Annotated in this window: 14 protein-coding genes; 4 read left to right on the top strand and 10 right to left on the bottom strand. The window is 67.1% G+C overall.

Going from position 1 to position 25,638, the window contains the following annotated elements:
• The first annotated feature begins 11 nt into the window (after positions 1–11).
• A complete protein-coding gene (locus Q0795_RS04160) occupies positions 12–4,742 on the top strand; it encodes a glycosyltransferase (RefSeq protein WP_298886887.1) in 4,731 nt (1,576 codons plus the stop codon).
• Between the two features lie 553 nt (positions 4,743–5,295).
• On the opposite strand, the gene Q0795_RS04165 is transcribed toward Q0795_RS04160, so the two are convergent.
• The 4 genes from Q0795_RS04165 to Q0795_RS04180 all read right to left on the bottom strand — a co-directional run bounded on the left by Q0795_RS04165 (position 5,296) and on the right by Q0795_RS04180 (position 12,931).
• Positions 5,296–7,125: a hypothetical protein gene (locus tag Q0795_RS04165; protein WP_298886890.1), complete on the bottom strand. Its 1,830-nt coding sequence runs from the start codon at positions 7,123–7,125 to the stop codon at positions 5,296–5,298.
• Positions 7,126–7,167: 42 nt separating this feature from the next.
• Positions 7,168–8,916, bottom strand: a complete 1,749-nt coding sequence (locus Q0795_RS04170; RefSeq protein WP_298886893.1) for a heparinase II/III family protein — start codon at positions 8,914–8,916, stop codon at positions 7,168–7,170.
• Positions 8,913–11,003 carry a glycosyltransferase family 4 protein gene (locus tag Q0795_RS04175; RefSeq protein ID WP_298886896.1) on the bottom strand — a complete coding sequence of 697 codons (2,091 nt, stop codon included), beginning with the start codon at positions 11,001–11,003 and terminating at the stop codon, positions 8,913–8,915. Before Q0795_RS04175 ends, Q0795_RS04170 begins: the two co-directional genes overlap by 4 nt.
• Positions 11,004–11,179: 176 nt before the next feature.
• Entirely contained in the window at positions 11,180–12,931 is a 1,752-nt protein-coding gene (locus Q0795_RS04180) for a heparinase II/III family protein (RefSeq protein WP_298886899.1), read from the bottom strand.
• 163 nt (positions 12,932–13,094) lie between these two features.
• On the opposite strand from Q0795_RS04180, the gene Q0795_RS04185 reads away from it, so the two are divergent.
• Positions 13,095–14,693, top strand: a complete 1,599-nt coding sequence (locus Q0795_RS04185) for a glycosyltransferase family 4 protein (RefSeq protein ID WP_298886902.1) — start codon at positions 13,095–13,097, stop codon at positions 14,691–14,693.
• 4 nt (positions 14,694–14,697) lie between these two features.
• On the top strand, positions 14,698–15,870 hold the full coding sequence (locus Q0795_RS04190) for a glycosyltransferase (protein WP_298886905.1): 1,173 nt from the start codon (positions 14,698–14,700) through the stop codon (positions 15,868–15,870).
• Positions 15,871–15,932: 62 nt separating this feature from the next.
• Here Q0795_RS04190 and Q0795_RS04195 read toward each other — a convergent pair whose 3' ends face one another.
• The 5 genes from Q0795_RS04195 to Q0795_RS04215 form a co-directional block, all read right to left on the bottom strand.
• On the bottom strand, positions 15,933–17,687 hold the full coding sequence (locus Q0795_RS04195; RefSeq protein WP_298886908.1) for a hypothetical protein: 1,755 nt from the start codon (positions 17,685–17,687) through the stop codon (positions 15,933–15,935).
• 26 nt (positions 17,688–17,713) lie between these two features.
• Complete coding sequence (locus Q0795_RS04200; RefSeq protein WP_298886910.1) at positions 17,714–18,706, bottom strand: hypothetical protein; 993 nt, start codon at positions 18,704–18,706, stop codon at positions 17,714–17,716.
• An 18-nt stretch (positions 18,707–18,724) separates the two neighbouring features.
• A complete protein-coding gene (wecC, locus tag Q0795_RS04205) occupies positions 18,725–19,984 on the bottom strand; it encodes a UDP-N-acetyl-D-mannosamine dehydrogenase (protein ID WP_298886913.1) in 1,260 nt (419 codons plus the stop codon).
• An 82-nt stretch (positions 19,985–20,066) separates the two neighbouring features.
• Positions 20,067–21,791, bottom strand: a complete 1,725-nt coding sequence (locus tag Q0795_RS04210) for a glycosyltransferase (protein ID WP_298886916.1) — start codon at positions 21,789–21,791, stop codon at positions 20,067–20,069.
• Between the two features lie 146 nt (positions 21,792–21,937).
• Positions 21,938–23,413 (bottom strand): APC family permease, encoded by a 1,476-nt coding sequence (locus tag Q0795_RS04215; protein ID WP_298886919.1) that lies wholly within the window; start codon positions 23,411–23,413, stop codon positions 21,938–21,940.
• A 71-nt stretch (positions 23,414–23,484) separates the two neighbouring features.
• On the opposite strand from Q0795_RS04215, the gene Q0795_RS04220 reads away from it, so the two are divergent.
• Entirely contained in the window at positions 23,485–24,582 is a 1,098-nt protein-coding gene (locus tag Q0795_RS04220; RefSeq protein ID WP_298886922.1) for a mannose-1-phosphate guanylyltransferase, read from the top strand.
• On the opposite strand, the gene Q0795_RS04225 is transcribed toward Q0795_RS04220, so the two are convergent.
• Positions 24,579–25,376: an HAD-IIB family hydrolase gene (locus tag Q0795_RS04225; RefSeq protein ID WP_298887536.1), complete on the bottom strand. Its 798-nt coding sequence runs from the start codon at positions 25,374–25,376 to the stop codon at positions 24,579–24,581. The two genes, Q0795_RS04220 and Q0795_RS04225, sit on opposite strands and share 4 nt — an antisense overlap.
• Positions 25,377–25,638: the final 262 nt, after the last annotated feature.

The raw sequence follows: 25,638 nt of genomic DNA on the forward strand, positions 1-25,638 counted from the left end.
GGATCCTCACCGTGCATCGTGACGAAGGACGGGACCCCGCACGGCTCGAGCAGCAGCTCTCCGCGGACTTCGTCAGCGATCCCGGAGCGAGCTACCGGAAGTACCGCGGCATGGCGGCACGCGCGAAGCAGCTGCGCCGTGAGCTCGACGCGTTGCGCCGCCAGCAGGCCACACGGTCCAGCGACACGGGGCGCCTGCAACGTCAGCACCGCAGTCTCGGTGAGCGCAACGACCGGCTCCAGGAGCACAACAACCGGCTGCGCGACCGCATCGCTGTCCTCGGGGACCGCGAGGAGCGCTTCCGGTCGCGGATCGACCACCTGGAGCAGCAGAACGCCACCCTCAAGGATCGCGCCGAGCGCTGGAAGGGTCGCGCGACCGTGCTGCAGGAGCGGATGACCCAGCTGCCGGAGCAGGGCGAGGGGGACTCCCCCAGCCTGGCCGATCTGACCAGGGCCAAGGAGCGGCTCAGCGAGGCACAGCACAGGGTGGCTGAGCTGGAGCACGAGGTGGCTCAGCTCCGAGGTGGGCAGCCCGCTCCCGACCACGCCCTCGCCGCCGGTTCGGTCGACGAAATGACGGTCCCTGCACCTGAGAGGGAGCCGGGGCACATCCCTCACGAGGTCGATGTCGCCGACCCTGCTCCCGAGGTCTCCGCCGTCGAGCACCCGGCGTCCGGGGCCGAGGAGGGTGGGACGATCGCGGAGGGCCAGACACCGGCCACCCCAGAGTCCACATCCGCCGACCCGCTCCCCCCTGCGCCGGAGCCCGCCGAGGAGACGGCGCCGCCGCTGGCGGAGGTGTACACCTTCGACGAGCTGTACCGCCGGATGGCCCTTGAGCCCTCCCTCGAGGTGCTGCACAGCGCGCTGCTGCGCGCGTGGTACCACGACGGGGAGGTGGCCCGGGCACTGGAGCTGCTGGCGGACCATACCGACCTCGTGGAACAGCTCAACCGCCCCGGCCGGCGGGTGGCCGAGCGCATCCGTGGCTTCGACCGGCTGACGTCCCGTGCCGCCACGTGGATCCCGCCCCGGTCCTCAGGCCCGGCCTACGTGCCAGAGCGTGACCGGGTCCTCTACTGCGTGCACTCCACTCCCATCTATCACTCCAACGGTTACTCGACCCGGACTCGCGGCGTCGCCCAGGCGATCCGAGCGGCCGGCTCCGAGGTCAGGGTCGTCGGACGTGCGGGCTACCCGTGGGACGTCCGCGGACTCAAGCATCCGCGTCCGATGCGGACGGTCAGCACCCTGGACGACATCGACTACGTGCACCTCCCCGGTCCGAACGAGCACGACGACCCGTTGGACCACATTGTCCTAGAGATGGCGGACGCATTCGTCCGGGAGGCGCGTCTCTACCGCCCATCCGTCATCCAGGCGGCGTCGAACTACCGCACCGGCCTCGCAGCTCTCATCGCCGGTCGACGGCTGGGCATTCCGGTGGTGTACGAGGTACGCGGCCTGTGGGAACTCACCGAGCTGTCCGCCAAGCCGCACTGGGGTGGATCCGAGCGCTTCAACGGCAGCCGGCAACTGGAGACCCTCGTGGCGCAGGAGAGTGACCAGGTCCTCGCCATCACCAGCCAGGTCGCACAAGAGATGGCCGACCGAGGTGTGCCCAGAGGCCACGTGTCGGTCGCACCGAACGGCGTCGACCCCTCGCAGTTCGCCCCGATCTATCGCGATGACCGTGTCCTCGCCGAGGCGGGGGTGCCGCACGACGGAACCCCCGTGATCGGCTTCGCCGGGAGCATGGTCGACTACGAGGGTCTGGACACGCTGCTGGAGGCCTCGCGCCTGCTGGATGAGCGCGGGGTCCGTCACACCATCATGCTCGTGGGTTCGGGGCCTGCGCAGCCGGCTCTGCGCGCGTATGCCACCGAGCACGGCATGAATCATGTGCTCTTCCTGGGCCGAGTGCCCCAGGAGCGGGTCCCTCGGCTCATGAGCGGGATCGACATCGTCGTCTGTCCCCGCCATTCGACCCCCGTGACGGAGCTCGTCTCCCCGTTGAAGCCGCTCGAGGCCATGGGGGCGGGCACCGCGGTGGTGCTCTCGGACGTGGCCCCGCACCGCGACCTGGCCGAGGGCGGGCGATCAGCCCTCTTCCGGTCAGGGGACGTCGAGGATCTCGCGACCGTCCTGCAGCCGCTGCTGACCGATCCCGACGCGAGGGCCGTCCTGGCCCGCCGAGCCCGCGCCTGGGTGACCGAGCAGCGCTCCTGGGCAGTCATCGGCGAAGACATGGTCCGCGCCCACCGACGGTCGGCCCACGAGCTGGCGCGGTCGGGGGAGGTCCGCGGACGGACGCTGGACGAGTTGCGGGTCGGGATCGTGGCCGATGAGTTCACCCGGACCACCCTTGGCGCGGCGGTGCGGCTCGAGCCGCTCGGTCGTCAGACGTGGAGGCAGCAGCTGCAGAGCGTGGAGCTGGACCTCGTCGTCCTGGAGTCCGCCTGGGCCGGCGGGACCGAGTGGCACCGCGGTATCGGCTACTACTCGGAGGAGGAGAACGCTGACTACCGCGCCCTGGTCTCCGAGTGCCGCCGGCGAGGCATACCGACGGTCTTCTGGAACAAGGAAGACCCGGTTCACTTTAACCGCTTCGCCCGGTCGGCCATCCAGTGCGACCACATCTTCACCACCGACGGTGCGACCATCCCGGCCTACCTGCAGCGTGCTGTCGGGACCGGCCGGAGCGTGACCGTCGCGACCATGCCCTTCTATGCTGCGCCCTCCCTGCACAACCCCCTGCCGGGACGCCGGAGCTACTCCTTGACGACCTGCTACGCCGGGACCTATTACGGCAGCCGCTACCCCGAACGCAGCGAAGCGCTGGCCGCCCTGCTCCGCACGGCCAAACCGTTCGGCCTGACGATCTACGACCGACAGCTGGCCGTTCCGGACTCGCCCTACCACTTTCCGGCCGAGTTCAGCGACAACATCGAGGGAGCCCTGCCGTACGAGGAGGTGCTGGACTCGTACAAGGCCCACGTGGCCAACCTCAACGTCAACTCCGTCACCGAGTCTCCCTCGATGTTCTCCCGGAGAGTGGTTGAGATCGCTGCGTCCGGTGGCGTCGTCCTGAGCGGTCCGGGTCGAGGTGTCGTGGAGACCCTTGGGAGCGCGATCGCCTGCTCGCCTGACGAGCAGACGTGGCGCGCGTGGTTGCGTTCGTGGACCACGGACCCCCAGGCGCGCCTCGAGGAGGCGTGGCTGCAGATGCGGGCGGTGCTCCGCGCACACACGACCGAGCACGCTCTGACGATCATGGCGCGCACGGCGGGTATACCGGTGTCAGCACCGGGGCTACCGCCCTACATCGCCGACGTCCCTCGTCCCGACCAGGCCACCCTGCGCTCGGTGGTCGACCAGTCGGTCGCGCCTGCGGAGCTGCTGCTGGGGGCGGACGTTCCTCAGGAGTGGCTCGCCGGTCTGCCTGCTGAGGTCGCCGTCCATCGTGCCGGTGCCCCTCCTGTGGGTGGCGGTCCGCGCATCCGGTTCGAGCGGCCACGGGACCGGACCTTTGCCGAGGACCTGCTCCACAGCACGCGCTGGGGCGACTGGTCATGGGTCACGACCCGCCCGCTGGGACCTGACGAGGTCGGCGTCCCGTTCGCGCTCCCGAGCGAGGACGATGCTGGGCCCGTCGATCTCAGCACCTCCGGTCTTGGGGCCGGCCTGGTGCTGGTCCGGCCCGAGCTGGCGGTCGACACCGCCCCCGTGATGGTCGAGGAGCCGCGAGAGACGCCTGAACCACTCCCGGATCTCAGCGGGGTGCGAGTCCTCGTCGCCGGGCACGACCTGAAGTTCGCCCAGACATTCATGACGGCGGCGGAGCAGGCCGGTGCCACGCTGGAGATCGACCACTGGGGTTCGCACACCGACCACGACGAGCACGTGTCCCGTGAGCTGCTCGATCGCGCTGACGTCGTCTTCTGCGAGTGGGGTCTCGGCAACGCGGTGTGGTACTCCCAGCACGTCGCGCCCCACCAGCGGCTCATCGTGCGGGTGCATGCACAAGAACTGCGACGCCCTTACCTCAGCCGCGTGCGAAGCGAGGCGGTCGACCGCTTCATCTTCGTCGGCGAGCTGATCCGCCGCTCTGCCGTCACCAGCCACGGCGTCCCAGCGGCCAAGAGCGTCGTCATCCCCAACGGCGTGGACGTCGAGGCGATGCGCCTACCCAAGGTCGACGGGGACGTCTCACGGAACCTCGGCCTCGTGGGCATGGTGCCTCGGGCCAAGCGCCTCGACCTCGCCCTCGACCTGCTCGAGCGCCTCCGTCGCGAGGACCCCGACTACCGGCTCTTCATCAAGGGCAAGACCCCCGATGACTTCCCCTGGATGAAAGACCGCCCGGACGAGATGGCCTACTACCAGAGGCAATTCGGGCGGATCGACGCGTTGAACAAGGCGGCGCCCGGCACCGTCGTCCTGGACCCGCACGGGGCCGACATGCCCGAGTGGTTCCGCAAGATCGGCGTAGCGCTCTCGGTCAGCGATCACGAGTCCTTCCACTTCACCCCAGCCGACGGGGCCGTCTCCGGAGCGCTCCCCGCCGTGCTGGCCTGGCCGGGGGCAGACCTGATCTACCCCCCGTCGTGGCTATCCCATGATCTGGAGGATCTCGCCGAGCGCATTAAGAATACTCGGCCAACAGGCGAGGGAGCGGAGATCGCACAACGCTACGCAGCGGATCGAGTCGTGACACGTCTGCTCGCAGGACTGGTGTAGTGAACGCCACCAAGGGAAGGATTTAGAGTCAGTTTGTCATTCCCACAACCAACGGCTCGATGCGCTCGGGAGGAGCTGTGACAAACCATGTCTCTCCACGGATCACGTCCCAACCCCGATCTAAATACACTTTCACCAACTCCTCTGACTCTGGGCCGACGCGACTGAAGTGCACGATGAGCAGTGTGCTGTCGCATACGCGGACAGCCCGATTCTCATACTCGAGATCCTTGCTCTGCTGACACGTAAGTCCACTTGCCTGAGCGCCACGGACTAGTTCGTCCATGCTCAGAAATGACCTTCCACTGTCGATTCGCTCACCTATTGCAGTCACAGCAGACTCAGTGACCTCGCTATTCGCCATCGAGCTCGTAGGACTCTGACTTGATGTGACTTCAGATGCCCCGCAACCAACCAACAAGAGACTGGCACAAACGCAAAGACTTGACCGAACCAAACGCATCAAAATACCCCCGTGCTTCCGTTTACAGTAGTGCACATTTGGTACTTCCCCAAAATTCAGGTCTTTCGAACCCCCACACGTTTGTCAAAATTACTCTGGCACCTCAATTTCGACGCGGCGATCACCTTTAGGTGCCTCACCTAGCCAATCATTGCTCAACATGTACTGAGCCGAGAACAGCCCCCACGCCAAAGGAGCATGATACCTCCACCCACCCAGCATACGTTCGACCGCATCACGATCGACCACGTCGAACAAGAGGCTCTGCGGACTTGAAAGAATGTAATCTCGGAAGAAGCTGCTCAGGTCATTTGAACGCACCGCTCTCCAATTGAATGTGGCACGTGGCTGGTCGTGCGCCACATAGGGAGCGCGGGCCTGCCAACTTTCTGGCTTGTACTCCGGGCAGGGCTCAGACATCTCGAACGCCCACCGGTCTCGAAAGAATGGCATATCAACAACGCTCGGCGCTAACCTTGCCATGACGGAGTGCGCTAGACGCTCCCCCAACAGTTTCGGTGAGGGCAGTGTCCTACATTCACGAACCATCTGATTGTTTATAAGCAGGGTTGTGTGAGAGTGAATGACCGACTCGCCGTGCCGCATAGTAGCAAGCCATCGACCCGTCCGGTTGGTGACATAGCCTTCAAACAGCGCCCGCGAGGGGTCATCATGAATGGCAGAGAATAAATCCCGAGCATCGGCTTCGACAGCCTCGACAGCCAACCCATTTAGCACGTACGCGTTGTTCAACCACGTCTTCCGCAGTAGCGCCATGCCCAATTCAACTGTTGGACTATCGTTCTTGAAGTACCTCGCAAACCCCCCTCGGACGATTTCACCCCCCTGTCCCCCAAAATTGGCCCGGTCAGCCACGGATATGTGTCTCCCAGCCGGATCCGGTAACGCCGTGTAGGCATTCCCCATACCTCCAGTGGAGCGCAACGTCGTCCACGCCTGCTGTTCCGGCCGCCCCACAATCACCATCCCGCCTGAAGCACTGCGACGCATCGCTGGGACGCCAAGGCGATGCGGAACGCCGAGGGCCGAGGCCACAGCTCTACCTACGACCCCCTCTCCACTCTCCGGAAGGCCGTTCGTATAGGTGTCGAATTCGATCCCTGCGGCATGCAAGGCCGCCACCACGAGTCTGCTGTCCTTTCCGCCTGTAATTGCCGCCGAAACATCACCAGCGCCTCGGGTAAGGACCTTCGCGTACTCCACTAGGCCATCAGCGATGTTGCCGGAAACAGTCTCAATTCCTATTTCATCCGAGACCTCAGGGGCATCATAATCGAAAGAGACATCCGACGCTTCGTTGGATGCGATCTGCGCCGCTGCTGGTACCACCCGAACGTCGGCGAACGGAAGTGTCTCGGTAAACGGGAGCGCATGCATGATGAATCCAGCGACCCCTAGCCGGCTGTAGATCGGTTCAGCACCATCACCGATTAGACTCAATAGCGCTGCAGAGTTACTAAGAAGCACCTCGTCCGCGGTCTCTGTCCAATACAACGCTTCCGAGCGGTGCTGGTTGGTGACCCCAACGATACTGTGCGGCGTTGCACCAATGAGGGCGAAGCTGCCGATACCTGCCCATACCCGGTCCAGGGGAAGCGACTGGACTGACGTACGACGTAAAGTGTCATAGACTTCGGATCCAAGGACACCCGTCCAAGCCCAGGCCCGGCTCTTGTTTCCGATCCACCCTTCGCGCTCTGGAGTCGAGGGAGGCTCATTTGAGCGCCATATGATGCCCACCCTTCCTTCACTCGGAACCCATCTCAAGTCCGATACGGTATTCTCACTCGGCCAAGGCTGCACTCGTTCTAAGGCACGGTAGGTACGCCGCACCAATGACTGACGAACTGGCTTCTCAGCTAGCGGAATGTGATTTTTGGTGCGGAACGCGACAAACATGCGCATATAAGTTCCTCATCCTACTTAGCGAACACGTTATGCCTACCCATCGTGGAGTGATGTGGGCGACGTCTCACCGCCCAGTATGGACAGACGACCACCTCCTTCCGCGAAGCTCGCGACGTAGGTTTCTTCGCCCCTCCAGATGTGGAAGGTGGTTGCGGTGGTGTCATGCGGGACCGGTACCATCACGAGGGGAGACTCAGACTCACGGAAGTTCAGGGCCATTGCTAGGTCGCCCTGCCTGCCGACGCCAAAGGCTTCAATAGTCCGAGCGGGGATGATCTTTCGCCAACTTGGCGAAAACCAACCTTGCATTGGCTGAGTGGCCCCTTGTGTAACGCGCCGCTCTGACTGTCCCGCCACCCAGGCCATCCGCATCGAGTTCCCTCGAGTTCGAACGAAGATCGAGTCGCCCTCTTTTCGATGGCTGGCGACGGGGTTTAGGTGCCAGGACTGGTTGACCCTAACTTCAGCGTCGGATTCGAACGAGTCGAGAACAACAATGAGACGTCGCGCCAGCGAAATGAGCAGACGGCGCGTGAGCATCACACCTTCATATCCGCAATCCATGAATTGGTAGTACTCAACACCTTCACCGATCCCAGAAGCTGTCAGGGTGACCGCGTGGCTGAGGTCATAGGGCCGTCCCTCAACTGACAACGAATTGTGGGCCTCTCTCGTGAGGAGATGGCGCCGGTGAGGATCGTTCGTGTCGTATGCGAATTTTCCAGAGTCCACCAGAAGGGGTGCCCGATCAGCGTAAAGAGTAAGCGACATGCCATCCGCGTGTCCATGGATTCTTTTCTGTGGACCGAATCGTAGCGAGTAGAAGGAAGAGTCTCCAAAAGGAACCGCCTCGTCGCCCCAACTAGAGCGGCCGAACACGTAGCCTGATTTGTAGATTTTTACCTGATCGGGAGGGGGTGATCCCTGCTCTCCCCCGGTGCTAACGAAGTCGATGTGAGGGTGGCCCAGCGTCCTCGATGGAAATTCTTCAGTGTCGCCGATCAACTCGTACCGGCCGTCGGGACGCGTGGCATGTGCAAGTGCGACAGGTGCGAGGCTTAATCGATCGAACTGCAGGTCAGACTCTCGCCCAATGATTTGGATACGCTTGCGAAGTGCCTGCCACCACACATAGTTTATTTGATGATACTGAGTTGACCCTTCCTCGTATATGCCCTCTTCATCGTAGCTCTCTCGTAGTTTTTGTGAGAGGCGTTCAAGCGCCAGGGTCGTCCAGTCGTCTCTTTCTAAAACGGCACCAATGACCAGCAACCCCTGATGCTGCTGAAGGCCGTGGTTCCCCCGCCGAATATGCTTGGGGTCGGCCAGCCACCGACCGTGCTCCTGCAATGAGCTCAGAATCAGTGGTAACCGTTCTGGGCGCAGATCTTCGATGGCAGGTAGCGCAAAGCACAGCGTCAGCGCGCGTCCTGCTTCGACCATGTCCGCCCAAGCCCTTGGGGAGCGCCCCCTTCCTGGTGGGTTTGCGCTGATCCAGGATTCGGTGACTTGCAGCCAGAAATCTAGATGTGTGTCATCGCCCAATTCGGCTCGTCTGCGCAATGGATCTAACCAGCGAAGCGAGTGATACTGCACCACCCAGTTCGGCTCGTTGAAAGGGTCTTCCCTCCAAGTCAGTTCCTCAGACATCTTCCAAACGGGGTTGGGGAACAGCTCCAACTCCCCGCTGAGCAGGCGACGAGCCTTCTTGGAGTCTTGTGTGGTCTTGCTCCACGGGCCACCGAACGCAAGTTCTGCAGCCATCTGTCTGGAAAATTTCACCTTCGTACCTCACGTCTGCGCATCGTCCGGGCGTCTCGCAGCCCGCCAAGCTCTTCATACACTTCGCTCACCTGCGGCGCTAGCGCGCGCCAGTCGCGGTGCTGTCGCACCCACCTCAGCCCGTCGCCGGCAAGCTGCTCACGCAACCCGTCATCGTCAACCAGGCGGCGGAGGGCGTGGGTGAGGGAGATGGCGTCACCCTTGCGATGGATGAGACCGGTGCGGCCGTCCTCGACGATCTCGGTCAGGGCAGCAACATCGGAGACCACGATGGCCTTGCCCATGGCCATCGCCTCGAACGGCTTGAGGGGTGACACCATCTCGCAGACCGGCAGCGGCATACGGGGAAACGGCGCGATGTCGACGACGGAGTAGTAGTCCTCGACCTCCTCATGCGGCACGCGGCCTGTGAAGACCACCGTGTCGGCGAGGCCCTCACGCTCGACCCTCTCCTGGTACTCCAGGAGTTCCGCGCCGTCCCCCACGAAGAGGAAGCCGACGTCGCGTCCTTCTGAGCGCAGCTGCGCCGCTGCGTCCAGCAGTAGGTCGATGCCCTCGTAGTTCAAGATCGAACCGACGTAGCCGATCACGGTCCGGCCGGCGAGGCCGAGTTCAGCCGCGAGCTCCTCGTTCCGGGTCCGCGGCACGAAGCGTGTGGTGTCCACGCCGTTGGGCACGAGGACGATCTTGTCCTTCTCCACACCGCGGCGCACCAGCTCGTCGCGGAGGGCTCCAGTGATCGCCAGCACCCGGGTGGCTTGCTGCGCCGCATCGGTCTCCATACGCGACATGAAACGGAACATGTCACTGTCGAGCAGCTCGGGATTGCGGGAGGCGCGGGTGACCTCCCACAGGCCGCGCACCTCGTACACGCTGGGTATGCCGAGAGCACGTGCCGCCTCGACGACGGCGAGACCGTTCCAGTGGTTGGAGGCGGCGTGCAGGACGAAGGGACGCTCGCGCTCGGCCAGCTCGGTCAGTGATGCGGCGTACCGAGAGACGTAGCGCTGCAAGGGGTTCTTGGGCTCGAGGATCTGGCTGTCGCTCAGACGCACGTAGTCCACCCCGTCGACGCGTACCTCTGACTCGCGGGAGTCGTGGAAACCCGGCATGTCCTGGGGGTAGCCCAATCGGGTCACCCCGGTCATGTCCCAACCGTGGGTGCGCATCGCAGAGAGGAGCCCCTGTGTCCGCGTGGCATAGCCAGCCGAGTGGTGGGGCAGGGAGTTGTGCACACAGTAGAGAGCACGGCGGGGATCTACCTCGTAGGCCGCGCTCGTGCGCTCCTCCCTGAACGGGAACCCGTGGTGGATGAGCTCCAGCCTCGACAGCATCGGCCCTTCGGTCAGGCGCAGCCACTTGGCCCTCGCCCACCCGTCCTGGGGCCGGGCTCGGCGGTAGTGGAGCAGGTAGTCGGCAGCCACGTCCGGGCGTCGCTCCCGTAGCTCGCGACGCAGCGTGATGCGGACTGCTCGGACCGGAATGTCGGCGGGATCCATCGCGGCGAGCGCGGCGAGCGCACTCTCGTGCTCACCCCGCCCCAGGTCCACCAGGAGGCGGGCCTGCCGGGTGGCCCTCTCCTCATCGCCGTCCCCCCAGGCGTGCCCCGGCTCGCAGAGGTGCTCCGCCGCCATGGCTGCCACCGGGTTCGCGCTCCCGGCCAGCAGCGGCAACCGCTGGCGGGTCGCCGGGCCGACGTCGGGAGCGTCCAACGCCGGGATGAGGAAGGCCAGAGCGTCGGCGTCTACCGCGTCCCGGGCAGGAAGGTGTCGGGCGAGGTTCGCCAGCACCTCCGGCGCGGCGTTCACCGCACCGGGTGAGGCCCCGTCCAGATCGAGCAGGAACTCCAGGGCGTCGAGGTTCGTCGGGTCCAGGTCCAGTGCGTCGCGGAGGGCGTGGTGGGCGCTCAACCGGTGGCCCAGCTGAAGCATCCGGGTGCCGTAGGCGAAGGCGAGCCACGAGTCCGTGCCGTGCTCCAGTCGGCCCCGTCGCAGCACCTCGAGCGACTGCCCCCGCGCTCCTGCGTCCCAGAGACGGGTCGCCTCGGCTCGTACCGCCGCGCGGCGTCGGGCGGCGTCATCCTCCACGGGCATGTCCTGCTCACGCGCCGACGCAGAACTCGGGCGCCCGGTCGAGGTAGATGGCCGGGCTGACCGTCGCGCCCGGTGTCGGCGTAGCGCCGCCAGCCCACCGGTGCGCAGATGCCACAGCTGCTGACGCACGGCCTCGATCCGCACGGCCGTGCTCCGACCTGCTGCGTCGCTCATGCTGTCGCCTCACGTCTGGTTCGGATGGTCGTGACCAGGCGCAACCGGGGACCCCTCCCGCTCAGCACGAGGACCGTGGACGGCCACTTCTTCCCCGGCTCCCGGAAGACCCAGCCACGCGGCTCGGGCTCCAGGATGCCACTCTCCGTGCCGACAGCCAGGCCGAGGTCGCACTGCCACTCGATGTCTGCGATGTGGCGTTCCTTCGCCATCAGCCGCACCCCACCGGGCATATCCTCCAGTCGCATACCCGGTGCGAGATGCCACCGGACCTCGAAATCCTCCTCAGCCGGCCCGTGCAGGTCGACCGAGTCCTCCACGACGTAGGTGACAGGACCGTCGTAGTCGCCCTCGCCAGGGCGGTCGTTGCCCGGTTCGACCACGGTGAGGACCCGGCTCCAGGTCCATCCCGAACTGCGCCGGTTGGTCCCTCGCACCCGCACCACCTCTCCTGGCCCGGTCGCGGACAGGTGCTCGAACTCCACTCCGCCGGTCTTCCCGGAGACCCGTGGCTGTGACCGACCCCCCACGACCACCGAGTTGTGCGCGTACTGCGAGTAGGCATACCGCACCATCGGGTCGGTCAGGTCGTAGCCGTAGTGTCCCGCCTCGGCGATGACCGGGACTCGGCGGCTGCTGATCAGCAGGGCGATGTCGTCGGCGGCATGGTGGTAGTGCGAGTGGTACCCAGCCTTGAGCAGGCAGTACTCGGCACCGCGGTCGGCCCACGAGCTGCGGTACACGAGGTATCCCGCGTGGGGGAAGACGGCGTGCCGTTCGCCGGGCGTCGTCCCGCGCCGGCCCTGCGTGACCGACCACCGGAAGTCTTCACCGCGGTAGGTGCGGGTGAGCGACGCCTCGCTCCACCGCACGGGTTTGGTGTCACCCAGTGGCGGGAGGGTGCCGTCAGGTCGGAGCACGTGGGTGGCGAACCGTTCGGTGGCGTCCAGCACCTCCCTGAGCTCGCCAGCACGAGGCGAACCCAGCGCCTCCAGGACAGGCACACCCACGACCAGGAGCAGGGCGACGATGAAGTGGTAGCCGGGGCTGTTCTCCACGTGGACACCGTCGGGTGTGAAGGCGGAGAACAGGTTCTGCTCGAGACGTCGGACCACGGTCTCGGACAGCTGCGCCCGTGTCTCAGGGTCGATGGTGCGGTCGCCATCGGCAAGGTACTTCGCGACGGCGAGGTCTTGGAACAGTCCGTGGTTGTTCAGCCCGGCGTAGAACTCGTCGGTGGCCAGGAGGAGTGCCGTGCGCTGCAGCAGCGAGGACAGGGCGTCATGGTGCTCGGACGTCATGCGCGACCCCGCCACGTCCATCAGGTGGGACAGCTGGATGAGGCGCCGCGCCGTGGCGTCGTCGTGGTATGCCATGGCCGGGACTCCCGCGGCCACCGAGTCCGCTTGATTCGGTCCTGGGTACCGGTCTCCGAACCTGCGGTCCCACTCCATGGCCATCTCGCAGGCGTCGTCCAGTGCATCGGAGTCGTCCCCGCTCTCGATGACGGCATACCAGTCGGAGAGGAAGAGAAAGCCGTGGAGATAGCGCTGAGCACTGCGCTCGAGCGAGGAGTCCTCCCAGCACCCGCCGTCCTGGTAGGCGATGTCGCCGTGGGCGTCGCTCTTCAGGTGCTTCCGCGAGCGCCAGTCCGCGAAGCGACGTCGAGCCTCCACGCCCTGCTTGATGATCACGACGTGCTCGAGCTCACGGACGCTGCTCAGCGCACCTGGGGGAGAAGAGAGCACCCCGAGAACCTACCGCACGGCCGACTCGGAGGGTCTGAGCCGCAGGGGTGCGTGGCCGGAACAAGTCGTTTCGTCAGTGGTGGGGTGCCGTATGCTCCCCGCGTATGTATGCACCGGAAGTCGATATCGGACAAGAGACGGCAGGGGAAACCTCGAGATGTCGATGACGATGCCCCCACATTCATCCTCCGATAACGCGATCCGGACGATCTTCGACGATTACAGCGCCCAGGAGATCGACAAGGTGCTGGGCCGGCTCTATGCCAGGGGTGAGTACGAGCTGGCGTTCGAGATCGCGGCCGGCGGGTTCGACCGCTGGCTCGACAACCCAGGATTCCTGCGCCGGTACCGTGCTGTAGCCACCCAGGTGGGCAGCCTGTCGGAGGCTGGACTGGCGTCCTACTTCCTGCACCGGCAGAAGGTCAGCTCGGCCCACACCGTCCGTCACGTGGAGGGCAAGGTCCGTGAGCTGTCGCACTGGCGTCCGTCCATCATGGCTCCGGCCCGGCCAGTCACGCCCTCCCACCCTCAGCGGGTCCTGCACCTGGTGAAGGAGAGCAGGCCGTACTTCAGCAACGGGTTCACCTCACGCAGCCACTACAACTTCGTGGCGGAGAAGGCGGCAGGCCTGGATCCGGTCGTCATGACCGAGCCAGGTTCGTGCTGCCGGGACGACGGCATGGCCTTCAACCGGGTCGAGAGCTTCGAGGGCATCGCTCACCACCATCTGGGGATGCCGGACCTCGACATGGCGCAGGTCCCGCTGGACATGTACCTCAACCTCTTCGCCGAGCTGGCGTACGCCCAGATCCACCAGATCCGGCCCGCCGTGATCCACGCGAGCTCCGGGCGCCGTGGGTACGAGACTGCCTTGGTCGCCGCTGCGCTGAAGCGGCACACCGGCCTGCCGATCGTCTACGAGGTCCGCTCGTTCTTCGAAGCCAACTGGACCGCGGACACCACCCGGGAGGCGAAGGGGGAGATCTTCGACAAGCGCATGGCGTTGGAGGCCGAGCTGATGCGCGAAGCCGACCTGGTCCTGACGATCGGCGAGGCGATGAGGCAGGAGATCGAGGACCGCGGGGTTCCGGCTGACCGGATCGGCATCATCCCTAACGGCGTCGATGACACGGCCTTCCGTCCGCAGCCCCGCGACGTCGAGCTCGCCGCCCGGTACGGGCTGGGTGATCTTCCCACCTTCGGGTACGTCTCCAACATGGATCACCCACGCGAGGGACAGGAGACGCTCATCCAAGCCGTGGCCCACCTGGCAGCCCAGGGGCGGGAGACGCGATGCGTCCTCGTGGGTGACGGCCCGCGCCGCCCGGCCCTGCAGGAGCTGTCCGAAACCCTCGGCGTTCGGGACCGGGTGATCTTCACCGGCCGCGCGGACCACGCCGACATCGCCAGCTACTACGGACTGATCGACATCTTCGTCGTCCCTCGCGTGGGGGAGCGTGCGGCCACCTACGTGACCCCCCTCAAGCCGTTCGAGGCGATGGCCATGCGCATCCCTGTCGTCGCCAGCGACCTCCCTGCCCTGCAGGAGATCGTGGCACCGCCGGAGCGGGGGTTGACGTTCGCCCCAGGGGACGCCGAGGAGCTGGCGTCAGTGCTCATCGCCCTCCAGAACGACCCGGAAGGACGGGACGCCATGGCCGAGGCTGGATATGCGTGGGTCCGTACGGAGCGCACGTGGCGTACCAACGGTGAGCGCTACCAGCGGTACTTCGAGGGCGTCGTCGACCCGGAAGAGGGCTGAAACCGTGTACGCGCAGCTGTCCGGCTTCTCGAAGACACCCATCTCACCCCACGGCGAGGCGTTGCAGGCGCTACGGGCGACCCCTACCGACACCGGTTTACCGCACCTGCTGGGCTACGGCCCCGTGGCCAGGCTCAACCCCTACCAGTCCCTCCTCTACCAGGGGTTCGCAGACCGGGGCATCGCCGTGGCCCCGGTGTTCGAACCGATCCGGGTCCGCGAGCTGCTCGGTCTCAAGCCACTGGTCAGGGGGATGAGTCTGCACCTGCACTGGATGAGCTGGCTCACCGGCGAGGCTCCCACCGCCGCCAAGGCCCGCAGTGTGGGGATGGGCTACCTCGGTCGACTCCGTCAGTTCCGCGACCGCGGTGGCAGTGTCGTCTGGACCGTCCACAACGTCTATCCCCATGACAGCCGCTTCGTCGACGAGGACCTGGAGATCCAGCAGGAGCTGGCGGAACTGGTGGATGTCGTCCACCTCATGTCTCCTGCGGTGCTCGAGGCCATGGACGGCCTGACCAGCATCGACCAGAGCAAGGTCGTGCACGCCCCGCATCCCAGCTACGCGGGCGCCTACGAAGACTTCGTCTCGCGGTCCGAGGCGCGAGCGACCCTCGGCATCGACAGCGACGAGATCGTGTTCGTGCTCTTCGGCGCCCTCAAGGCATACAAGGGGGTCGACACTCTTCTGCAGGGGTTCGACCGACTCGTGGAACGGCACGGGCGGCAGACCAAGTTCCGCCTGTTGATCGCCGGCCAGCCGGACGCCGATCCCGACGTGCAGGCGGCTGTCCACACCGCGTTGCGCCACCCGTCCGTGCTCATCGACCCGAGCCGGGTTCCTGGAAACCGCGCGCAGTACTTCCTGCGAGCCGCTGACGTCGGTCTCGCCACCTACGACCGCTCGCTGAACAGCGGGGCGGCTCTGCTCTACCAGACTTTCGGGCTGCCGGTCGTGGCCACGCAGACCCCGGTCTTCACCGAGACTCTGCCTCCCGAGATCGCGGAGTTCGTCCCCCAGGGGGCCGACGGTGACTCCTTGGCCGACACCTTGGCCCGGTCCGTGCGACTGGTGGGCCCGGAGACCACGGAGCGTGTCCTGGAAGCGGTCGCTCCTCTACACCCGGGCATCGTCAGCCGTCGCTTTGCCGACGAGCTCCTGGAGCGGCTCCGCTGAGTGAGCGACGGTTGCACCCTGCGGCGGACGACGCTGCTTGGAGGCGGCGTTACGGCGAGTGCTCAGCCGAGCAGAGCCAGCACGGCGAGCAGCTTGCCGACACCCGCGACGGTGCCCATGGGTGCCTGCTGCGTCACCAGCCGGGCCGTGGCGGCTCGGTGCAGCGCGGCGTACTGGTCGCGCAGTGGCCCGGTCGGAACCACATCCATCGCCCCGCGAGAGAGCTCCAGGAGCTCCGCCGTCCCGGACACCCCCGTCATCCCATGGATGCGCGCGATCTCGATCGAGGCCCGGGACGGGCCCTCCGGGACGTCGCGGGGGTGGCCATGGATCTCGAACGGTGTGACCTCCAGACGCCGCGACCTCTCCGAGAGACGGTCCGCCCGTGACCGCACGAACGCCACGTCGAGGTCCTTCTTGGGGTCGTCGAAAGGCATGAGTGCCAGCTCCGGGGAGAGCGCGATGAGCAGGTCGGTGATGACGCTGGGCTCGCCCTTGGCGGGCCGGGGGTGCTCGTTGGCATCTGAGTGGACCAGTCCGACAAGATCCCTCTGCTCCAGCGGCGAGATCCCTGTCAGGTGGTTGGCGACGTGACGGCCGCCGTGAAGGCCGTTGCGGTAGCCCACGTAGTGCCACTCCAGCGCGTGGGCATCCTCGGGTGACACCCCCAGCGAGTCCAGCCCTGCCACCAGCTCTTCGTGCACCTCGTCCCTGATCGCCCCGGGCAAGCCTTGGACGAGGCCGGGCAGGTCTCGCCAGCCGTAGTTGCCCTTCACCGTCTCGGCCCCCATCCCCAGCACGGGGATCACCGGCTCCGGATCCTTGGACCGTCGCCGCGGGATGATGTAGTCGTAGAGGCCCAGGCCGGACGCCGCCCACAGGGTGAGGACGTCCCAGTCCACGTCCGACCTGGTGGGCCCGGGGGGCAGGGCTTTCGGCTTCAGCGTGAGGTCCAGGTGACGGGCCAGACCGGACGCGGCCGCGAAGTCCGGCTGGTTGACGGCGTTGGTCCCTTGCGTGAAGAACCGGAACTGCCTGGTGACCTCCGCCGCCACGGTCCCGGCGAGGACCACGCGTGAGTCGAGGCCCCCGGAGAGGTTGAGCTTCGGTGTCAGGTCCTCGACCTGGCACAGTCCCGCCGCGAGGCGCGCGACGTTGTTTGCGCACCGCACGAGGGTCGCTGCGTAGTCCTCATCGTCGTGCTCGAACACCTCGGGCAGTGAGGTCGACACCACCTGTGCGGTGACACCCCCGGACCCGCAGACCACGGTGAGCTCGTGACCTGTCGGAAGGAAGGTGATCTCCTGGATGTAGGTCCGCATGCTCACCTGCTGCCCGAAAAGGGTGCCGCCCGGGGCCCGGGAGGTGAGGCCGACCATGTCAGGGGTGTTGGGGTGGTCCAGGTGGGAGCGCAGGTCGGCGATGAGCAGGAGCGAGTCCGCCGCGACCACCACGTCACCGCAGCGGGAGTACAACAACGGCACGTTGGCGAAGAGGTCCCGACCGAGGTGCACGGATCCGTCCACGGACCAGTCCGCGGTCACGTACTCACCCTCCAGGGGCGCCCGGGGGGCGGCCCCCCAGCATCGTCGGGCCCCGTCCGTGCCGAAGACGACCGAGCCGGAACGGTAGTCGATGGCCGTCCCGCGGAAGAAGAAGCGGCGGGCCTCGTCGACCGACCGTCCCGCTTCGTGGCTGATGACGAACAGCGAGTGGCCCGGGGTGAGATCGTAGCGGCGGGCCTCCCTGCCGGGCGCGCTGCGGTGTGTCAGCAGCCACCCCCAGATCTGCGGTTCGCGCGACTTGGGAGCGACCACGAAAGCGGCGTTCGACAACCCAGGGCCTACTTCGACAACACGTTACTGGTGGCTTCCAGCAGCAGCGCCTCGAACGTCTCCCTCTCCTGGACCGATGCCGTGTCCAAGTTGTAGGTGCGCTTCTCGTACCGCTGGTCCTCCGGTGTGACGGAGAAGGTGACCTCGCCCCCCACCCTCCGGGCGAAGAAGGTCTCGTTGCGCTGCGCATACACCCGGTGCACGAACAGGGCGGTCTCGCGGGTCATCCCGGCGAAAGCGGGGTCCTCCGGGAAGTGCGCTGCGATCAATCTCCGCAGCTCGCGGATGACCTCATGCCGCCTGCCGCGTTCCGTTCCGGTCCGTTGGAGCAGGCGGGAGGCCACCCGGCCGAACTCCACCGCGCGGATCGACGTGCGCGTGTTGGCCCGCGGGGCCGGCTCGAGGGCGACCGCCTTGATCACACCGCACCTCCGCAGGAAGGTCTCGACCAGCGGGTCTGCCGACGAGGGCTCGACCGGGATCAAGGAGACGTCCGGGTAGGCGTCGAACCACCGGCCCAGCAGGGCCTCCAGATCCACGTTCCCCTCCGCGATCTGCGTCAGCAGCCACTCCTCGTAGGGCTGGTCCGCATAGCCGGTGGAGGCGTTCTGCGCATACAGCGAGTCCAGGAGCAGGAACTGTGGTCGCACCGTCGCCACGATGTGCGCCTCCGCACCGAGCGCCTCGGCCAGTCGACGGGGCACCTCCAAGACGTCGTCGCGCCGGCGGAACCCGCTGAGGGACTCCGCGGAGACGATGACGTGCTCAGGTTGGGCCTCCCTGACCTCGTCCACGAGCGCGTCCAGGCCACCCAGCGACGGCTCGAACTTCCACGGGCTGGTGAGCTCCCACACCAGGTTGAGGTGGCCGCCGGCGCGGATCGAGGACGCCTTCGGGTAGAGGATGCCGGCCTCGTGCAGGGTGTCCCGATTCAGCTCGAGCGTCTTCTGGATGGTCGTCGTGCCTGTCTTGTGCAGACCGACATGGACCGACAGCTTCACCTGATGCCTCTCGTCGTCCTAACGGACGGGTTCTGGCGCGCGCCACGCACCCCGGGTATCGACCACCGGGGCACTTCCGCGCTGGTCGGCTCTCACCGCCTTGAACTCACGGTGGTCGACGAGCAGGGCAACCACGTCAGCCCTCCCCAGCGCCTCCTCCACGGTGGTCAGCTGGACGTTGGCCGAGGTGTTGAGGCGAGCCGGCAGCTCGTCGACGTTGGGCTCCACCGCGAGGATCGTCGCCTTGGGCAGCCGACGCGCCAGTTCGCGAGTGATCTCGAGGGCGGGCGACTCGCGCATGTCGTCGATGTCGGGCTTGAAGGCCAGACCCAGCGCGGCGATGGTCGGAGACTGCTGTCCCTCGACGTGCTCGAGGACCTTGGTGATGACGTACTCGGGCTTACCGTCGTTGACCTCGCGAGCGGTGCGGATGAGGCGCGCCTCTTCCGTGGCCGCCGAGACGATGAACCACGGGTCCACCGCGATGCAGTGCCCACCCACGCCGGGTCCCGGCTGCAGGATGTTGACGCGCGGATGCTTGTTCGCGAGCTCGATGAGCTCGAAGACGTCGATGCCGAACCGCTCGGCGATGATTGACAGCTCGTTCGCGAAAGCCAGGTTGACGTCCCGGAACGAGTTCTCGGTGAGCTTGGCCATCTCGGCGGTCACCGCGTCGGTGAGGTGGATCTCGGCCCGGCAGAAGGTGGCGTAGAGCTCCTTGGCCCGCACCGCAGCCCGAGGCGTCAGGCCCCCGACGATCCGGTCGTTGCCCACCAGCTCGATCATCACCCGGCCGGGCAGGACCCGCTCCGGGCAGTGGGCGACGTCGATGTTGGAGCTGCCCTGCTCGTCGTCCGTGGTCAACTCGGGACGGGCCGCGATGATGCGGTCGGCCAAGTGCTGCGTCGCGCCGGGAGGGGACGTGGACTCCAGGATGATGAGCTCGCCGCCCTGCAGGTTGGGGATGATCCCGTCGGTGGCGGCGTCGATGTAGGACAGGTCTGCACGATGACCTTCGGCGAAAGGGGTCGGCACCGCGATGATGTACACGTCGGCGGAGGGCGTGTCCTTCTGCGCGGTCAGTTTCCCCTGACTCACTGCCCCCGCGACGTGGGTCCCGAGGTCGGGCTCGACGAACGGGACCTCCCCCCTGTTCACCGAATCCACGTGGCGAGGATTCACGTCGACACCGACGACGTCATGACCGTGGCTCGCCAGAATCGCCGCTGTGGGAAGACCGATATACCCCAGTCCGATGACCGCGACACGCTGTGACATAACACCTTCTCTATTGGTGCGGTGGCAGGACGGGTTGGACTATACCCGCCGCCCCCACCGTGGACGGGCAGGCTGGACGGGGTCAGACGAAGGCGTGATCCTCGGTGACCCCGAAGGCCACGACCTGGCCGTTGGCCAGCAGTTCGGCCTCCGTCGCCGTCCAGGTATGGCCGGCGCCGCGGCGCACCTGGACGAAGTTGAACCGGTCCGAGGAATAGATGCGCCCCCCGGCGAGCAGCACCCGGCGGAGCAGGTCCGTGTCCTCACCGCGGGTACGAGCGGCGAAGGGCATGGTCGCAGCCAGGTCCCGCCGCATCGTCAGCGTCGGACCCATCACCATGTCGGTGAACCGGTGCTCCCGCTCGGGGAAGCGGACCAACAGGCAGTCCGACTCCGCCAGCCACATGTGGTGCGCCTGCTTCCCCACCACCTGCGCCCCGCTGTAGTCCAGGGCACGCAGCTGGTCTGCCAGGTAGTGCGGCCCGTAGAGGTCGTCGTCGTCCATCTTCGCCACCACGTCGCCATCCGCCCGGTCCACCGCCAGGTTCAGGCACTCCCCCAGCGTCAGGTCGGCGGACCCCGGCACGAGGACGCACGCGAGCCCGAGGTCTCGCGCGCGGTCGGCGACGTCCGTCGGGGCATCGAAGCCATGGGTGACGAGCACGAGCTGAGGTGCCACCTCGACCTGCGCGGCGACCTGCGCCAGGATGTGCTGCAGCTGACCGGGCCGGTTCGTCGAGGCGACGACGCTGACGGTGTCGTCGCCGACCCGATGCTCCCCGAGACCCACCTGCTCCAGGAGCCCGTCGACCCGGTGACGATAGGTGTGCTCGGCGAGCACCGTGCGGGCGGCGCGATGCGCCATACGCTGGCGCCACTGGTCGTTGCGGACGAGCGCCCGCAGCAGCCACCTGGCCTCCTGCGGGTCCTCGACCGTCACCATCTCCTCAGGCCCGAAGAGCTCCCGGATCGCCGGGGTCGGGGTCGAGAGCACGGGAGTGGCGCAGGCGCTGATCTCGAACAGGCGACGGGGGCACATCGTCGTGCTCTCCGGAACCGAGCTGACGTTGAGGAAGACCTTGTAGTCGCGGTAGGCGGCGAGCATCTGGCGGTAGCTCAGCTCTCCCACGACCCGATGCTCGAAGGTCGCCGGGAAGCGGTAACGCTCGTCGACCTGCTGGAACCGGGAGAAGATCTCCAGCCCGCGGTCCATGGTCGGCGAGACGTCGACGGCCGCCCCAAGCAGCAGGTCGAGCTGCGCGCGCCGTTCGGGGAACCGGTGCCGGTAGTACATGCCGCCGAACGCGATGTCGCCCTGCGTTCCTGCGCGCCGCCGTACCGGGTTGTGGATCCAGGAGGCGGCTGCGAACGGCAGCGCGCTGACGCGGTCGTGCCCCAGGCGCGACCTGTACTCCGGGATCAGCTCGGCCTCGGTCGTGAACACGTGGTCGAACAGCGCGGCGGTGCCGAGGAAGTCCTCGAAGTGGACGGGGTCCTCCTTGTTCCAGAAGACCGTCGGCAGGCCCAGGTCCTGGCAGTGGGCCACGAGGTCCTGAAGGGGGGTGATCGGCGCGCGGGAGCCGGTCAAGCCGTACTTCCAGGCACCCCCGTTGCCGTTCCAGGCCGACTCGACGAAGAGGAGGTCGACGGGTTGGGCGTGCAGCTGCGCACGCCAGCGCTCCGGAGTGAGCATCACCTGCGTCCACTCGTAGCGCAGGCACAGCTCGGTGAACTCATCAGCGATGACGCCGACGCGGAGCCGTCGACGGGGGGAGCGTTCCGGCAGCTCCCAGGCCGGGGTGTGCACGCCGTGCGACTGCGGACCGGCCGCGGCAGCAGCTCCCGGGACGTGGCGGCGGGCACGATGCCGACGCCACTGCCGCACCCCACCGGTGCGAAGGTGCCACAGTTGGGTCCGTAGCGAGCTCAGCGTCGGACCGCCCCCTCGGGATGTCACTGGTCCCCACGCACTTTCTCGCCGGCGTGCTCCCCCAGGACCAGGTGCCGCATCTCGTCGTCGTCGACCTCGCGGCTGGCCGGCAGGCGCCAGACGTAGAAGATGATCCCCATGGCCACCCAGACACCGAGGGCGACCCACGACGGTGTGCTCAGCTGCGCCGGCGATCCCGGTAGGAGCAGCAGCCCGAGGAAGAGCAGCCCGGTGAGGACGCCGAGACCGCTGAGCACCTTGCGACCGGTGGAGCGAGTGTCCGGGTCGCCCTGGTCGCTGCCGGACCACCGCCAGAGTCGGTATGCCGCCAGGCACGTGTAGGTGTAGGCGATGGTGACGCCGACGGAGGTCATGTCGACCACCCACAGCAGTGCCTCGCGGCCGAAGAGCGGCGCGATCAGGCACAGGGCGGCGGCGAACCACACGGCGTTGCCGGGCGCGCCTGCCCCGTTGACCTTCGCGAAGAACGACGGGAGCACCTTGGCCCGCCCCATGGCGAAGAGCAACCGGCTCGCGGAGACGTAGAAGCCGTTGAGCCCGGTCGAGACCCCCATCACCACGGCCACGGCGAGGAGCACGAGGCCGACCGGACCGAAGAGCGTCTCCAGGCCGTCGGCGGTCCCCCACGCCGGTCCGTCGGCGACCATCTGCGGCCAGGGCTGCGCGACCGCGGTGGCCACCACCATCGCGACGTAGATCCCGGCGGCGGACACGATGGCCAGCACGATGAGACCGAAGGCCTTCGTCGGGGAGAAGTCGAACTCCTCGGCCGCCTGCGGGACGTTGTCGAAGCCGACGTAGGCCCACGGCGCGATGGCGACGATCATCAGCACGGCCGCCAGCGGTGACACGCCCTCGGGGAAGCCCGGTTCCAGGTTGGACAGCGGCGTCTCGGGGTGCAGCCAGGTCGCGATGAGGATGCACGCGACTGCCGCGAGCATGACGAGGCAGAAGGCATACTGCACCCGACCCGACAGCGTGCCGCCGCGCGCGTTGAGGAGCGCGAAGAGCAGCAGCGCCGCGGACGCGACGACGACCTCACCCAGGTAGACCTGCCACCCCGCGACCTCCCACAACGGCACCCACTCCACGACCGGGGGCAGCAGCCGGCGGAAGAGCAGCGCCAGCGCCGAGGCGTTGAGCGCGATGATCGACACGTAGCCGAGCACCAGGGCCCACCCCGCGACGAAGGCGTGGGTGCGGCCGAAGAAGGTGTAGGCGTAGGCGTACTCGCCGCCGCTCACCGGGAAGTGCCGGATGAGCAGCCCGTAGCTCACCGCGATGACGCACATCAGCGCCCCACCGATGACGAGCCCGAGGCTCGCCCCCAGCGGGCCGGCCTGACCCAGGAGGTCCTGCGGAAGCACGAACGCGCCCCACCCGATGGCCGACCCCAGGGCCACCGACCACACCCACTGGGGCTTGAGGGTCTTGCGCAGCTCTTGTCTGCCCGAGGGCGCCTCCGGTGGTCCAGTCACGACTCCGGAGTGTAGCCACCCGACAGGCGACCAGGCCCTCTATGGTGGGGGCGATGCGTCCCGATGTGCCAGTGCCAGGAGACCACCTGGCCGACTTCACCGCAGTGATCCCAGCCGGCGGCACGGGGACTCGTCTGTGGCCCCTGTCACGGGCGCAGCGGCCGAAGTACCTGCTGGACCTGGCCGGAACCGGCCAGTCGATGCTCCGCGACACCGTGGACCGGGTCCGGCCGCTCGTCGGTGCGGAGGTCATGGTGGTCACCGGCCGGCAGCACGCCGACCTCGTGGCGAGCGAGGTCGATGACGCGGACCGACGTCCGCTGGTCGTCGAGCCGTCCCCGCGGAACTCCATGCCCGCGATCGGACTCGCCGCCGCCATGCTGGAGCGGGAGAATCCCGACGCTGTCCTGGGCGCGTTCCCGGCCGACCACGTCGTCGACGACGTGGCCACCTTCCACGCCTGCGTCCGAGCGGCGCACGAGGCGGCCGGGCACGGTTACCTCGTCACCCTCGGCATCTCGCCGACCCGGGCCGCCACCGGTTTCGGCTACATCGAGGTCGGGCCTCCTCTCGAACTGCCTGGAGCCACGGAGGTGCGCCAGGTCGGGGCCTTTCGCGAGAAGCCGGCGGCGGACCTGGCCGCGGCCTACCTGCGTGGCGGCCGCCACCTGTGGAATGCCGGGATCTTCGTCGTGGGTGCCACGGTCCTGCTGGACCTGCTGGCCGCGAGCGACCCCGAGATGGCCAGGGTCCTTCGAGACATCGCCCGGCACCCGGACTCCCTGGAGTCACACTGGGCGGAGATGCCGAGCATCGCCATCGACCACGCGGTCGTTGAACCCGCTGCCAGGGATCGTCGGGTGGCCGTCGTCCCCGCTGAGTGCGGGTGGGATGACGTGGGTGACTTCGCCTCCCTCGCAGTCCGGGCGAGCCCGCACGGAGCCCACCCGTCGGTGCGGGTCCTGGGCGACTCGGACACTGTGATGGCGCCCGGTTCGACGGGCTTCATCGCGCCGCACGGCGACCGGATGGTCGTGTCACTCGGCCTGCAGGAGGTCATCGCCGTCGACACCCCCGACGCGCTGCTGCTGACCACCCCTGATCGTGCCCAGGAAGTCGGGTCCGTCGTCGAGCTCCTGCGCGGCATGGGCAGGGAGGACCTCATCTAGGGTCGTGGCCCGGGTCCGGAACGCTCACCGTGATGCCGGGCCCCGCGCAGCGCTCGGAGCAGGTCCTCGATCACCTCGACAGTTTCGACATGGTCCGCCACCTGCCGGGCCTGCACGCCCAGCGCTCTGACCGGGTAGTCGTTACCCCCGGGCTCGAGCCTATCGCCGATGAACAGGATCTCCGCCGGGCGGATGTCGAGGGATGAGGCGAACTGCCGTATGCCGTACGCCTTGTCCACGCCCTGTGCGGTGATGTCGAGGGAGGTCGAGCCTCCCGACCGGACATCAAGGTCGGGCAGCATCTCTCCCAGGCGCAGGGCGAGCCTCGCTCGCTTCGACCCGTCCGGGTCCCAGGCCTTCTTCTGGGTGACCTCCGCCCGCTGCCCGAGCGCCGAGTACGTCACCTGTGAGCCCCGGTCCTCGATCCGGTCCCCCGTCACCCGGTCGTCGGGCTCCCACAGCCCCAGGTCGCGAGCGGCGCGCTCCACCGCCTCGAAAACACGACGTCGCTCGTCACCCGTCATGTCACGGCTGTAGACCAGCCCCCAGTCGGCATCGTCGTGCCACCTGTAGTACCGGGTGCCGCAGGTGGGCATGAGGTGAAGCGCGGCCAGGCGCGGACCTGCGGACAGCTGCGACAGCAGCTGGTCCTGGAACTGCTCGAACCGCCCCCCGGAGATCACGCAGACCGGGAGCTCGTCCAGCAGCTCGCTCAAGAGCCCTACGGTGCGTTCTGGTACGCGTGACTTCGACGGGGCCAGAGTGTCGTCCAGGTCGAAGGCGACGGCGCGCACGTGCGTGAAGGGCAACTCGCCTCCCCGACCTCATCGATGACCTGTGGACTCTGGACACCCGGACCGGGCCGCAGCAGCAGGGTAACGTAGCCGCTTCGGGGGCACCGTGACGGTACGTCCGTGGACGAGGCAACACCTGTCACGAGTTCTCACCGTGAGCTCATCCGGTCACGAGAGGTTCGGCGCGTGGAGGGAGTGGATCGAACGATGATGTCGGGGCACTCGGCGCGGAGGGCTCCTGCCGTCATCCGTCACGCACCTC

It is taken from the genome of uncultured Serinicoccus sp. (assembly GCF_947487915.1).
Lineage (GTDB): Bacteria > Actinomycetota > Actinomycetes > Actinomycetales > Dermatophilaceae > Ornithinicoccus.